Source organism: Mesorhizobium sp. P2_C5_2, from assembly GCF_056404535.1.
Window position 1 is genome coordinate 208068 of sequence record NZ_JBFUDV010000006.1, and the last position, 12963, is coordinate 221030.

A 12963-nucleotide genomic window follows, 5' to 3' on the forward strand; every position below is an offset into this window, starting at 1 on the left:
GGCGTGCTTGGGCCCAAAAACTTTAGCGACCGAGGAGCCGCAGCAGTCTGTGCTTGCGGCGCTTCATTTTTCTCTGCGCGACAAACTCGCGGTGTTGCTCAAACGGCACTTCATAGAGACCGCATTGCTCGCATCCCTCGGTTTTACCGCACACCGAAACCCAGCACCGGACGTCGTGGGTCCAGGCAAGCGCGACACGCTCGAGGTGAAGGTTGGGGGAGCTCTTGATCAGGATCAGTTCATCCGGCTCCGCGGTCCGCGCGATGTAGTCCGATACTTCCTTTGGCGTGCGCAGTTCGATGAAGCGGCCGCTGTCGCGATCGGCCTGGTTGGCCTTGGAGCGATGGGCATGATCACCGGCGTAGATTACCTGATCTGCGATCTCGCGCGCGCTGCGGTAAGCATGGGCATACTTGCTGTTCGAGCCGGTAAAATCCGACAACTGGCCAAGAACGATCCGCTTCCGTGCGAACGTCGATCTGGCTATCATGTCGAAGGCAAGGGGCAACGAATGCCAAGGCGCCTTTGCAGCGTCCACGAAGAAGTGGGGGCCCTCGGGTGGGACGAGCACCTGGCCGCGATTTGCCACAGGCTGAAACGTCGCAATCCTGTCGATTATGGTCTGCGCAGGCACTCCCAGTTCAAGAGCCGTTGCCGCCGCCGCGACCGTCGGCAGCCAGAAATGCTCGCCCGGGAACGGGGTCACGATGTTCAGTATGCCGCCGCGCCAGTGGAGCGAAAATCGCAATGTCGTAGGATAGGCGGCCGCGATATCGCTGACGCGATAGTCCGCCCGCTCGGATGTGCCGAATGTGACGGAACGGCAATTGCTCGCCGAGGCCATCCCCAGCACATGCGGATCATCGGCATTGAGCACAGCGAGGCCACCCGGCTCCAGCGCCTCGACCAGTGCACTCTTTTCACGAGCGATGTTATCCAGGGTCCTGAAAGCGGCGAAATGTTCCAGCCGGACCATTGTGACAACAGCCACGTCGGGCCGAAGCAATTCGGCCATCGGCCTGATTGTATCCGGGCCGAACGCGGCAGCCTCGAAGACGACGTAGTCGGTTTGGCCGCCCTTCCTCATTCGCCTCGATAGCGTGCTGACCAACAGCTTCATCGTATTGGCCAGAACCTGCGTATGGACCGAACCGTGGCCCGCCAGAATATGTCCAAGCAGGCTCCCCGTCGTCGTCTTGCCGGAACTTCCGGTAATGCCGATGAACGTCGCCTTGCTTCGCGCCCGCGCATGTCGGGCCAGGTAAAGCCGCAGCCGCCAGCCCAGATCGTTGCGAGTCTTCGGCTGCTTGATCTTCATCTCCCATCAACACCAATCGCCGATCCGTTATGCCTTTCAGTGGATCGTGAAGTCAAACTGGGGCCTTTCGTGGCGACGTCAACTGCTCGTTTCTCGGGCAGCCGGCGAAGCGATGCGAACTTTTGCTGAAATTGCTCTGTCTGCCATGCATTGCGAACAGAGAGGTACTTCCAGGATCACTCAGATGCAGCGTCCGCCGTCGACCTCCAGCGCCACGCCGGTGATGAAGGCGGCTTCGTCCGAAGCAAGCCAGAGCGCGGCGTTGGCGATATCGAGCGGCGTCGACAGGCGGCCGAGCGGGATCGAGGCGCGGAACTTCTCGCGGATCTCGGGCGTATCGGCGCCCATGAACTTCTCCAGCATGCCGGTTTCGCCGGCGACCGGGCAAAGGCAGTTGACGCGGATGTTCTTGGGCGCGAGCTCGACCGCCATCGACTTAGTGGCGGTGATCGCCCAGCCCTTCGAGGCATTGTACCAGGTGAGGCCCGGTCGCGGCCGCAGACCCGCGGTCGAAGCCGTGGTCAGGATGACGCCGCCGCCCTGCCGCTCCATGATCGGCACCACGGCAAGTGCGGCGTGATAGATTGCCTTCATGTTGACCGCGGTGATCAGGTCAAAGGTCGCCTCGTCGACGTCGAGCATGTCGCCATTGCGATGGGTATAGCCGGCATTGTTGACCATGATGTCGATGCGGCCGAAGGCGCTTTTTGCGGCATAGACCATCTCGTCGAATTCGGAACGCTGCGAAACGTCGGTCTGGGTCCAGATCGCGGCGTCGCCGATCTCGCTGGCAACGCGTTCCGCACCTTTGGCGTTGAGGTCGGCGACGACGACCTTTGCACCCTCTTCGGCAAAGCGCCTGGCCATGCCTTCGCCGAAGCCCGCCGCAGCACCGGTGATGACGGCGACCTTGTTTTCCAGACGCATGCTTTTCCCGCTCATTCCAAGATCACCTCGCAAGCGCATTTCCCCCTTAGCTTTCGTCACATTCCCGCTCTATGTTGCAGGCGCGAAAGCTCCCTGGGACCATAGCTTGACGAAAAGCCTCCGGGTGGCAGCCAGTGTCAAGGCACATTTGGACCGAATCAATATGGAGTGATTGGTCCTTGATGTGACACCATGGCACTGGCAAATTTAAATCGATTAGATTATACCCAGCCGCGTCACAGTGTGCGGCGTCAAAGCGGACAGACCATGACCAGCCAGATCATCCCCGTCGATCCTTTCGACTTCATCATTTTCGGCGGCACCGGCGACCTCTCGGAGCGAAAGCTTCTACCCTCGCTCTACCATCGCCAGCGCGACCATCAGTTTTCAGAGCCGACCCGCATCATCGGCACGTCGCGCTCGAAGATGAGCGACGAGGAATTCCAGGCTTTCGCCAAGCAGGCGATTTCCGACCACGTCAAGCCGGCCGATATCGACGCCAAGGAACTGAAGACGTTCCTTGCCCGCCTGTCCTACGTATCGGCCGATGCGACAACGGGTGCCGGCTTCGACAAGCTAAAAAAGGCGATCGGCGACAGCGACCGCATCCGCGCCTTCTACCTGGCGGTGGCGCCGGCGCTGTTCGGCGATATCTCGCACAAACTGAAAGAGCACAATCTGATCACGCCGAATTCGCGCATCGTGCTGGAGAAGCCGATCGGCCGCGATCTCGATTCGGCGCGCAAGCTCAACGACCTGGTCGGCGACGATTTCAACGAAAGCCAGATCTTCCGCATCGACCACTATCTTGGCAAGGAAACGGTGCAGAACCTGATGGCGCTGCGCTTTGCCAATGCGCTTTACGAGCCGCTGTGGAACTCGGCGCATGTCGACCATGTGCAGATCACGGTCGCCGAGACCGTCGGCCTGGAAGACCGCGTCACCTATTACGACAAGGCCGGCGCGCTGCGCGACATGGTGCAGAACCACATGCTGCAGCTTCTGTGCCTGGTCGCCATGGAGGCGCCGTCGTCAATGGATGCGGACGCCGTGCGCGACGAGAAGCTCAAGGTGCTGCGCGCGCTGAAGCGCATCAACGGCAATGAAGCGCCCAAGCACACGGTGCGCGGCCAGTATCGCGCCGGCGCCTCGGCCGGCGGCGCCGTGAAAGGCTATGTCGAGGAGCTCGGCAAGGACAGCAACACCGAGACTTTCGTCGCCATCAAGGCCGAGATCGGCAACTGGCGCTGGGCCGGCGTGCCGTTTTACCTCCGAACCGGCAAGCGCCTGGCGACCCGGGTCTCTGAAATCGTCATCGAGTTCAAGCCGATTCCGCATTCGATCTTCGGCGACAGCGCCGGACCGATCTTCGCCAACCAGTTGGTCATCCGGCTGCAGCCCGACGAAGGCGTCAAGCAGTTCATCATGATCAAGGATCCGGGCCCGGGCGGCATGCGGCTGCGCCAGATCCCGCTCGACATGAGCTTTGCAACATCTTTCGACGGTCGCGCGCCCGATGCCTATGAGCGGCTGATCATGGATGTCATCCGTGGCAACCAGACGCTGTTCATGCGCCGCGACGAAGTCGAGGCGGCATGGAAGTGGATCGATCCGATCCAGAACGCCTGGGAAAGTGCCAGGCAGGAGGCGCAAGGCTATACGGCCGGCACATGGGGCCCCTCGGCCTCGATTGCGCTGATCGAACGCGACGGGCGGACATGGCACGAGAGCAATTGAGCGAGCCCGCCTACAGCTGGAACGGCTTTGCCGGGCGCCAGGACCTGGCGGCAGCTCTTGCCGGCAATGTCGCTGCACGCCTGACCAAAGCCATCGACGAGCGTGGCAAAGCTCTCCTTGCTGTTTCCGGCGGCACCACGCCGGCGAAGTTCTTTGCAGCACTGTCGGCCATTCCGATCGCCTGGAACAAGGTGACGGTCACGCTGGTCGACGAACGGTTCGTGCCGGCCTCCTCGCCGCGCTCGAATGCCGGATTGGTTGCCGCCAACCTGCTCCAGAACGCGGCGGCCGCCGCGCGCTTCGTGCCGATGTATCACGAGGCCGCAAGCATCGAGACTGCCGCGGCGTCCGACGACACGGCACTCAAGGCATTGCCCTGGCCGCTCGACGCCGTCGTGCTCGGCATGGGCGGCGACGGCCACACCGCTTCGTTCTTTCCTGACGCCGACAATCTCCCCGCCTTGCTCGATCCCGCCTCGCAGAGGATCGTGCTGCCGGTGCATGCACCGAGCGGCGGTGAGCCGCGGCTGACGCTGTCGATGGCACGTATCATCGCCGCCGGCTTCATCGCGCTGCATATCGAAGGCGAGGACAAACGCACCGCCTTCGAGGATGCGATGGGACCGGGTACGAAGAAGCCCATTCGCAAAGTGCTCGAAGCAGCACCCAAACCTGTAGAGGTGTTCTGGGCACCCTGATTTCACGAAGCAGTCCCGGCAGACGGTGGAGGACGTTTTTCCGGGGCTCGAAAGGACCGACCATGACAGCCAGACGCGACATCGAAGCCATCACGGAACGCATCCGCCAGCGCTCGAAAGCCGGCCGCGAGCGCTATCTCGGCCGCATCGCCGAGGCCTCTAACCACACCGCCAACCGTTCGGTGCTGTCCTGCGGCAACCTCGCGCATGGATTTGCCGTCTGCAGCCCGACTGAAAAGCTGGCGCTCGGCGCCGACAAGGTCCCGAACCTCGGCATCATCACGTCCTACAACGACATGCTGTCGGCGCATCAGCCCTTCGAGACGTTCCCGGCGCTGATCAAGGAAGCCGCGAAGGAAGTTGGTGGGATCGCGCAAGTGGCCGGCGGCGTGCCGGCCATGTGCGATGGCGTGACCCAGGGACAGCCCGGCATGGAGCTGTCGCTGTTCTCACGCGACGTGATCGCCATGGCTGCCGCGATCGGCCTGTCGCACAACATGTTCGACGCCGCCGTCTATCTCGGCGTCTGCGACAAGATCGTGCCGGGGCTGGTGATCGCGGCCCTCACCTTCGGCCATCTGCCGGCGGTGTTCGTGCCAGCCGGACCGATGACGACGGGCCTGCCCAATGACGAGAAGGCCAGGGTTCGCCAGCTCTATGCCGAGGGCAAGGCAGGTCGCGCCGAACTGCTCGAAGCCGAGTCCAAATCCTACCACGGGCCGGGCACCTGCACCTTCTACGGCACCGCCAACTCCAACCAGATGCTGATGGAGATCATGGGCCTGCATACGCCCGGCGCCTCCTTCGTCAATCCGGGCACGCCGCTGCGCGACGCGTTGACCAGAGAAGCGACAAAGCGCGCGCTGGCGATCACCGCGCTCGGCAATGCCTACACGCCGGTCGGCCGCATGATCGATGAACGCTCTTTCGTCAACGGCATCGTCGGCCTGCACGCCACCGGTGGCTCGACCAACCACACCATCCATCTCATCGCCATGGCCGCGGCGGCCGGCATCATGCTGACCTGGCAGGACATTTCCGACCTGTCGGAAGCGGTGCCGCTGCTGGCCCGTGTCTATCCGAACGGGCTCGCCGACGTGAACCATTTCCATGCCGCCGGCGGGCTCGGCTTCCTGATCCGCGAACTGCTCGACGAAGGCATCCTGCATGAGGATGTGCAGACGGTGTGGGGCGAAGGCCTCCGGCCCTATGCAGTCGAGGCCAGGCTCGGCGAAGACGGCGGCGTGGTGCGCGAAGCCTCGCCGCTCCAGAGCGGCGACGAGAAGGTGCTGGCGCCCTTCGCCAAGGCCTTCCAGCCGACCGGCGGCCTGAAGGTGCTGGCGGGCAATCTCGGCCATGCCGTCATCAAGACCTCTGCCGTAAAGCCGGAACGCCGCGTCATCGAGGCGCCGGCCAAGGTGTTCGACAGCCAGCAGGGTCTGAATGAGGCCTTCAAAGCCGGCACGCTCACCGGTGACTTCATCGCCGTCATCCGCTTCCAGGGGCCGAAGGCTAATGGCATGCCGGAACTGCACAAGCTGACCACCGTGCTCGGCATCCTGCAGGACCGCGGCCAACGCGTCGCGCTGGTGACGGATGGGCGCATGTCGGGTGCTTCCGGCAAGGTGCCGGCGGCGATCCATGTGACGCCGGAAGCGGTCGAGGAAGGGCCTATCGCCAGGATTCATGACGGCGACATTATCCGCCTCGACGCCGACGCCGGCACGCTGGAAGTGCTGGTGCCGGGGCCTGAGCTTGCACTGCGCCGCACGGCGGACGCCGACCTCATCGGTAACGAGTTCGGCTTCGGCCGCGAGCTGTTCGCCGGTTTCCGCCAGTTGGTCGGCCGCGCCGACCATGGCGCCAGTGCTTTCGGCACGGCCTGACCGGATTGCCTTCTGCATAAAAAAGGGCGGCTCGCGGCCGCCCTTTTTGCGTTCGTCCATACGATCCTATTGCACCGTGAGCTCGGCTCGCTCGCCGGCCTTGACCGTCACGGTGCCTTCCTTCGAGCTGTTGTCCGACTTCTCCGAGACGACCGCATAGTCGCCGGCCGCTATCGCCGCCTGATACTTCTGGTCGTAGGCGTAGCCAAGCGACCTGCGATTGCCGTTGATGTCTTTCTTCGCCTCGAAAATCTCGATCTTCGAAGCGCCGGGCGCGGTGATTGCCAGCACACCGGCATTCATGGCGACCTTCACATCCTGGAATTCGCCGACCTTGACGGTGAACGGCTGTTCGACGACGGCGAGGTCGACCGTCGCGATCAACACATAGTCATTAGCCGGCAGATCGAACTTGCTGTCGGGGCCATAGGAGTAGGTCACCTCTTCCCTGGTTCCGTCGATCTTCTTTTTCGCCTTGACCACCTTGAAGCCGATGCCCGAACCGTCGGCCTTGTCGCCGCCGGCGACATAGTAGGCGTTGGCGACGACATGGCCGACGCCGACGATGATGTCCTTTTCGACCGTCTTGCCGGCTGCGAGCGGAATTGTCTCGCTAGCCACGCCCTGGCCGATCGTGACCGTCACTTTCTCGTCGCCGGCCGGCAACACGATCTTGGTGGTGCCATAGTAGGTCGCAGGGTTTTCGGCACCCGGGTAGTCGATCACGACAGCCGCGCCATCGACGACATCCGCCCCCGCGCTTGGTCGCGGATGAATGATGAGCGTGCCGGCATTCAAGGTGAACAGCGGCTTGTAGACCTGGCCTGCCTCGATCTTGAGCTTCTGTTCGGTCTTTGCCTCGCCGTCGCGTGCGACGATGATGTAGTCGCCCGCTTCCAGATTGCCCTTGTAGGCGCCGTATTCGGTGGTGACGTTGTCGCCACGCGTGCCGTCGGACTTTGCCTTGTAGATTTCCCAGGCATTGCCGTCGGTGACCGGATCGCCGCCTTCGGCAAGCACCAAGGTCGGCAGCAGATTGAATTCGGGCTTGGCCGGCTCGGGCGCCGGGGCTGGCACGGGAGCAGGCGCCGGTTCGGGCGCAGGCGCGGGTGCCGCGACGGTTTCGACCAGCGCTTCCTGCAGCGCTTTCTCGTCCGAGGCCTGGATGTATTTGCCGCCGGTGTTGTCGGCGAGACAGGCGATCTGCTTGCCCTCGTCAGCGGTCAGCCCGAAGCCGACGACGTCGGCGGTGAAGTCGACGCCCGACGCTTCCAGCTCCTTGCCCAGCGCGCACGGATCACCACCGCAGGTTTCAAGCCCGTCGGTGATGAGAACGACGGTCGCCTTGTCTTCGGTGTATTTCAAGGCTTCAGCTGCCTGCTTGACGGCAGCGGTCAGCGGCGTCTTGCCGAGGAACTTCAGGCTGTCGGCAGCGGCCGAAATGGCGCTTGCCGAACCGGCTTGCGGCGGCACGATCAGCTCAATGTCCTCGCAGCTGCCCTTTTCGCGGTGGCCATAGGCCATGAAGCCGATCTCGTCGTCGGCCGGGACCGACTGCAGCACGGTCCTGAGCGATTCGCGCGCGATTTCGAGCTTCGGCTTGCCGTCGATCTGGGCCCACATCGAGCCTGAGGCGTCAAGAATGATGATGACCTTGTTCGCGGCAAAGCCGAGCGTAGTCATCGACAAAAGGAGCAGCGCCGCAGCGACGCTCCGCAAAAGTCCCGCCATGGAAATCTCCTTGAGGCCGCCCTCTGGTCCGCGCCGGAAGCTATTTGACAGCGCGTTCGGACACAAGCCTAGAGCGGTCACTAACGGTTGCAGTGTAACAGGACCGGCGCTGGCCGAGGCCTGTTCCGAGGCTCAGCACCGCATCAGTAGGTGGTGCGCCGCTCTTCGGAAGGCGGACGGCCGAACTGCAGCCGGTAGCTCTGCGCGAAATAGGAGTGCGAGGTGAAGCCGGTGGCGATGGCCACATCGAGGATCGGCATGTTGGTCTGACGCAGCAATTCGCGCGCTCGCTCGAGCCTGAGCCGCATGTAATAGCGGCCGGGCGTGACGCTCAGATGGCGCAGGAACAGGCGCTCGACCTGGCGCACCGACAGGCCCGCCGACTTGGCGAGCTGCACCGCCGACAAGGGCTCGTCGAGATGGTCGGCCATCAGTTCGACGATGCGCCTGAGCTTTTCCGATTTGCCGGTCAGGTCGCGCTCCGGCCCGACGCGCTGGCGGTCACCGGCGGAGCGGATGCGCTCATGCTGGAACTGGTTGGCGACGCCATTGGCGAGGTTCGAGCCGAAATCGCCGCGCACGATCTCCAGCATCAGGTCGATGGAGGTGGTGCCGCCGGCGCAGGTATAGCGTTTGCGGTCGATCTCGAAGACGTTGCCGGTGCAGTTGATGTCGGGAAAGCGCTCGACGAAGCCGGCGCGGTTTTCCCAATGGATGGTGCAGCGATAGCCTTCGAGCTGGCCGGCTTCGGCCAGGAGATACGAGCCGACCGAGAGCGCGCCGAGCGCGTTGCCGCGCCGGCCCCAGCTGCGCAGCGCCGCCAGCACCTTGCTCTTGCCGGGGAATTCGGTGGTCAGTCCGACCGAGACGAACAGGATGTCGACCGGCGGCAGGTCGGCGACCGCGTAGTCGATCTTGAGCGGCAGGCCGTTGGAGGCCATGACGGAGTCGCCGTCGGCCGAAACCGTCGTCCAGCCATAGAAATCGCGGCCGAGCAGGCGGTTGGCCGAGCGGAAAGTGTCGATCGCCGCGGCCAGCGAAAACATCGAAAACTTGTCGACCAGCAGGAACGCGAATTGCCGGCCGCCTTGAACGGGATCATCCATGACCGGCCGTTCAAAGGGAATACTGGGGTTCGGCAAAGAAGCTGCTTTCTGGGTCAGAAGGAAGGCCGCTTCAAGCCGGCCGCAAGGTAGGCTGAGGCTAACGTATTGGCCATCAGCATGGCAATGGTCATCGGTCCGACACCGCCGGGCACGGGGGTGATGGCGCCGGCGGCCTTCGCCGCCTCCGCATAGGCGACATCGCCGACGAGGCGGGTTTTGCCCTCGCCCTTCTCGGGTGCGGCGATGCGGTTGATCCCGACATCGATCACGGTGGCGCCCGGCTTGACCCAGTCGCCCTTGACCATTTCGGGCCGGCCGACGGCCGCCACCAGAATGTCGGCGGTGCGGGCCAACGCCGGCAGGTCCCTGGTGCGGCTGTGGGCGATGGTGACGGTGCAGTTGGCGGCAAGCAGCAGATTGGCCATCGGCTTGCCGACAATGTTGGAGCGGCCGACTACCACCGCATTGAGGCCGGAAAGGTCCTTGCCGCGTACGCGTTCGATCAGAAGCATGGAGCCCGCAGGGGTGCAGGGCACGAAGGCGGTTTCGAGTTCGCCGGTGCCGAGCTTGCCGACATTGATGAAATGGAAGCCGTCGACATCCTTTTGCGGCGCAATGGCCTGAATGATCTTGCCGGCATCGATATGGGCGGGAAGCGGCAGCTGCACCAGGATACCGTTTACGGCCGGATCGGCATTGAGCTCGCCAATGATCTTGAGCAGCGCCTCTTCGGACGTGTCGGCCGGCAGCGTGTGCTGGAGCGAATGAAAGCCGCATTCCTTGGCGGTGCGCGACTTTGAAGCGACATAGACCTGGCTTGCCGGGTCCTCGCCGACGATGACCACCGCCAGGCCGGGCTTGGCCTTGCCCTTGGCAACCAGGTCCTCGGTCAAAGCCTTGACCTTCTGAACCACATCTCCGGCGACGATCTTTCCGTCAATCACTTCGGCCATGAACCATCCTCGACATCATTCCAGCCAAGGCGCGGCGCGCCCTGGACGTTGTTTCGTGCATGTCGTTGTTCCAAACGTTCCGCCCATTCGGGTCAAGCCCGACGGCAGCGCTTTTTGAGCGCCATGCTGCGCGGCATTTTCACGAAATTTGGCCCAAGCAATCCCGTCAAAGCGCCGTCAGATGCCGTAAACTCGAAACCGGCAGCTTTTATTCCGTGCTGGCGGGCTCAGAAATAGCGGCGGCGCGAACGGTTTTCGGTGAGCTCGCGGACTGCCTCGCGAAATTCGCGCAGACCGGCGCGGATATCGTCGATTTGCGCCTGCTGGTCGTCCGGCGCCGCCTCGGCCGGCTGCGGAGAAGACCACTGCTCGGGTGCTGCCGGCATCGGCTGGGCCTGCGAGTAGGCGTAGTCAGCGGGCTGTGCGTAGCCAGGCAGCTGCCCATAGGGATAGGCGTCCGGACCCTCTTGCCGGGAGTCCGGCTGACGATAGCCCACGGGCTCCTGCACCGGCCCTGTGCGCTCGGCGATAGCGGGCGCAGCTGGTTGGGTGCGGCCCATGCTCGTGGGTTTTTCTTGCGACGTCTCGCCGCCTGGCATGGCATTGCGCACCACCGACAGCATGCCGTCGAACAGACCTGGCTTCCGGGTGGGAGCAACCCCCACCGGAGACACAGGAGGCGTTGCAGGTGTTATCGGTGGCACTGCCCGATAGGCCCTGTCCTCGATCGATGGCCGGAGTTCCTCCACCCGGCCACGCGAACGTGAATTGGCGGCGTCGCGCAGGCTTGCAAAGGCGCCGCGCATCGCGCCGAGACCGATGCCGGAAGCAAGGCCGAGCAGAAGGCCGGCAAGCGCGATAACAGCCCGCGACGGCCCGTTGGCTTCGAGTGGCGGGCGAGCCACGGTCATCACGTTGATGTTCGTGCTGTTGATGTGTTCCTGTTCGCCGGTCTGCTTGGCGCGCAGAAGATACTGTTCGTAGACAGAACGCTTGGCGGTGGCATCGCGCTCATATTCGCGCAAGCTGACGAGGTCGCTGTTGACGTCGCCGCTCTGGACCTTTGCCTGGGCCAGACGGGAAGCGAGACCCTGCTCGAGTTGGACCGCGCGCTTGAGGTCGACCTGCAGCGATGAGGCGATGCGGCGCAATTCGCCTGCGATGCGCTCGCGCGAGCCGTCGAGCTGGGCATTGAGCGCCTGGTATTCGGGATGACGCGGCCCCAGCCGCACTGCAGCGCGGTCGGCCTCCTGCTTCAACGCCGCATATTGCGCGCGCAGTTCGCTCATTGTGTTGGAGTTGATCTCTTCGGGCAGAGTGCCGTTGATAACCGAATTGACGTCCAGCGAACGCGCCGACGCCGCCCGGGCGTTGAGTTCCAGCGTGCGGGCACGGGCGACGGAGAGCTGCTCGTTGAGCTTCAGCATCTGGTCGTCGCTGATCAGATGGCCCTGCGCGTCGACGAGATCATGCGTGGCCCTGAAATCCTCGACCTTGCGCTCGGCTGCCTCGACATCTTTTTGCAGATTACTGAGCTTGTCCGTCAGCTGGCCCGTCGCGCGTCCGGCCATTTCGGACTGATACTGGGCCGCTTCCTGCTGGAAAATGTCCCTCGTTGTGTTGGCTATCTCCGCTGACAGCTTTGGACTCTGCGTGGTAGCGCCGATGGAAACGACGAAGGTCTTCCCACTGCGCTCGACCGACAGGCTCTCGGCCAGATTGCGAACGGCAAGCGCCTGGCGAATGTTATCTTCGCCGGCCGGCCCATCCTGGCGCGACAGTATCGAGCGGATCAGCGACATGACGCCGAGACCGCCGGACCCCTGCCCGTTGAACTCCGGATCGTCGGTAAGCTTGAGAGCTTCAACGACCTTGTCGAGGACTTTGCCGGACGTCACCATCTTGATGCGGGTTTCGACAACGGCCAGCGCCGCGTCGGGCTGCCCGACCGGTTGGGTGAGATCGGTGTCGGAAAGCTTCAGGTCACCTGGCTCGATGACCACCTGGGTGGTGGCCTCGTATTTCTTCGGCGTCGAAAGGGCGATGGCGACGCCTAGCACCGTCCCCAGTATCGTCGTCGAGACGATCAACAGCTTGGACCGGGTGATGCCGCGGACGACCTGTAGTGGATCGATCAGCGGCTTCCATTGCTGATCGTCGTCATCGTCGCGGTCCGGCCGCTGGGTATCGCCGGCATAGCGGGGCTCGTAGGCGGCGCGGGAGCCATTGAAACCACGGGTAGGATCCTGACGTTGAACACGCTCCTCAGGCGCGCCTGCCGCAGACCATGTGCTGGCGGCCTGGAACCGCGGCGACTCGGACGGTGACGTTGGCTCGGGATTCGACTGCGCCTCGCGTTGCGAGCGCGCGATCCGGTGACGCGTGGCGGCGTCCTCGCGCCATGACGGATCGGCCCGGTCGCCGATGGAGACCGGCGACGCATCCGCCGCTTCGTCGCCGCGCACAGCTCTGCCGAGCGCCAGGAGGGAGCGCTCGCGCCTCCAGTCTTCACGGTTTTCCCTGTCGACCATTGTCTCGGAACTTTACCCTTGGCGGCTTGGGAGCGGCGGTCGGCCAATCGTTAAGCCACGCTAAACAGGCATGGGA

9 protein-coding genes are annotated in these 12963 nt (G+C 63.6%); 3 read left to right on the top strand and 6 right to left on the bottom strand.

The window, feature by feature from the left end; all coding sequences use genetic code 11:
• Positions 1-22: 22 nt before the first annotated feature.
• Positions 23-1318, bottom strand: coding sequence for a Mur ligase family protein (locus tag AC1D1B_RS24645; protein ID WP_477335205.1), 1296 nt, complete (start codon positions 1316-1318; stop codon positions 23-25).
• A gap of 180 nt (positions 1319-1498) precedes the next feature.
• Positions 1499-2245: an SDR family oxidoreductase gene (locus AC1D1B_RS24650; protein WP_477335414.1), complete on the bottom strand. Its 747-nt coding sequence runs from the start codon at positions 2243-2245 to the stop codon at positions 1499-1501.
• A gap of 267 nt (positions 2246-2512) precedes the next feature.
• Here AC1D1B_RS24650 and zwf point away from each other — a divergent pair, with 267 nt between their 5' ends.
• From zwf to edd, 3 genes are all read left to right on the top strand, one after another.
• Complete coding sequence (gene zwf, locus AC1D1B_RS24655; protein WP_477335207.1) at positions 2513-3982, top strand: glucose-6-phosphate dehydrogenase; 1470 nt, start codon at positions 2513-2515, stop codon at positions 3980-3982.
• Positions 3964-4680, top strand: a complete 717-nt coding sequence (gene pgl, locus AC1D1B_RS24660) for a 6-phosphogluconolactonase (protein ID WP_477335208.1) — start codon at positions 3964-3966, stop codon at positions 4678-4680. Before zwf ends, pgl begins: the two co-directional genes overlap by 19 nt.
• A 62-nt stretch (positions 4681-4742) precedes the next feature.
• Positions 4743-6566: a phosphogluconate dehydratase gene (gene edd, locus AC1D1B_RS24665; protein WP_477335210.1), complete on the top strand. Its 1824-nt coding sequence runs from the start codon at positions 4743-4745 to the stop codon at positions 6564-6566.
• Between the two features lie 66 nt (positions 6567-6632).
• Here edd and AC1D1B_RS24670 read toward each other — a convergent pair whose 3' ends face one another.
• From AC1D1B_RS24670 to AC1D1B_RS24685, 4 genes are all read right to left on the bottom strand, one after another.
• Positions 6633-8297 (bottom strand): vWA domain-containing protein, encoded by a 1665-nt coding sequence (locus AC1D1B_RS24670; RefSeq protein WP_477335212.1) that lies wholly within the window; start codon positions 8295-8297, stop codon positions 6633-6635.
• 143 nt (positions 8298-8440) lie between these two features.
• Complete coding sequence (locus tag AC1D1B_RS24675) at positions 8441-9403, bottom strand: GlxA family transcriptional regulator (protein ID WP_181058559.1); 963 nt, start codon at positions 9401-9403, stop codon at positions 8441-8443.
• A gap of 53 nt (positions 9404-9456) precedes the next feature.
• Entirely contained in the window at positions 9457-10356 is a 900-nt protein-coding gene (gene folD, locus AC1D1B_RS24680; protein ID WP_477335214.1) for a bifunctional methylenetetrahydrofolate dehydrogenase/methenyltetrahydrofolate cyclohydrolase FolD, read from the bottom strand.
• Positions 10357-10583: 227 nt separating this feature from the next.
• Positions 10584-12887: a GumC family protein gene (locus AC1D1B_RS24685; protein WP_477335216.1), complete on the bottom strand. Its 2304-nt coding sequence runs from the start codon at positions 12885-12887 to the stop codon at positions 10584-10586.
• Positions 12888-12963: the final 76 nt, after the last annotated feature.

What these genes read in the sequence shown, in the direction of transcription:
- zwf (WP_477335207.1), top strand. Translation starts at nt 2,513, where the DNA reads ATGACCAGCCAGATCATCCCCGTCGATCCTTTCGACTTCATCATTTTC.
- folD (WP_477335214.1), bottom strand. Translation starts at nt 10,356, where the DNA reads ATGGCCGAAGTGATTGACGGAAAGATCGTCGCCGGAGATGTGGTTCAG.
- AC1D1B_RS24650 (WP_477335414.1), bottom strand. Translation starts at nt 2,245, where the DNA reads ATGCGTCTGGAAAACAAGGTCGCCGTCATCACCGGTGCTGCGGCGGGC.
- pgl (WP_477335208.1), top strand. Translation starts at nt 3,964, where the DNA reads ATGGCACGAGAGCAATTGAGCGAGCCCGCCTACAGCTGGAACGGCTTT.
- AC1D1B_RS24670 (WP_477335212.1), bottom strand. Translation starts at nt 8,297, where the DNA reads ATGGCGGGACTTTTGCGGAGCGTCGCTGCGGCGCTGCTCCTTTTGTCG.
- edd (WP_477335210.1), top strand. Translation starts at nt 4,743, where the DNA reads ATGACAGCCAGACGCGACATCGAAGCCATCACGGAACGCATCCGCCAG.
- AC1D1B_RS24685 (WP_477335216.1), bottom strand. Translation starts at nt 12,887, where the DNA reads ATGGTCGACAGGGAAAACCGTGAAGACTGGAGGCGCGAGCGCTCCCTC.
- AC1D1B_RS24675 (WP_181058559.1), bottom strand. Translation starts at nt 9,403, where the DNA reads ATGGATGATCCCGTTCAAGGCGGCCGGCAATTCGCGTTCCTGCTGGTC.
- AC1D1B_RS24645 (WP_477335205.1), bottom strand. Translation starts at nt 1,318, where the DNA reads ATGAAGATCAAGCAGCCGAAGACTCGCAACGATCTGGGCTGGCGGCTG.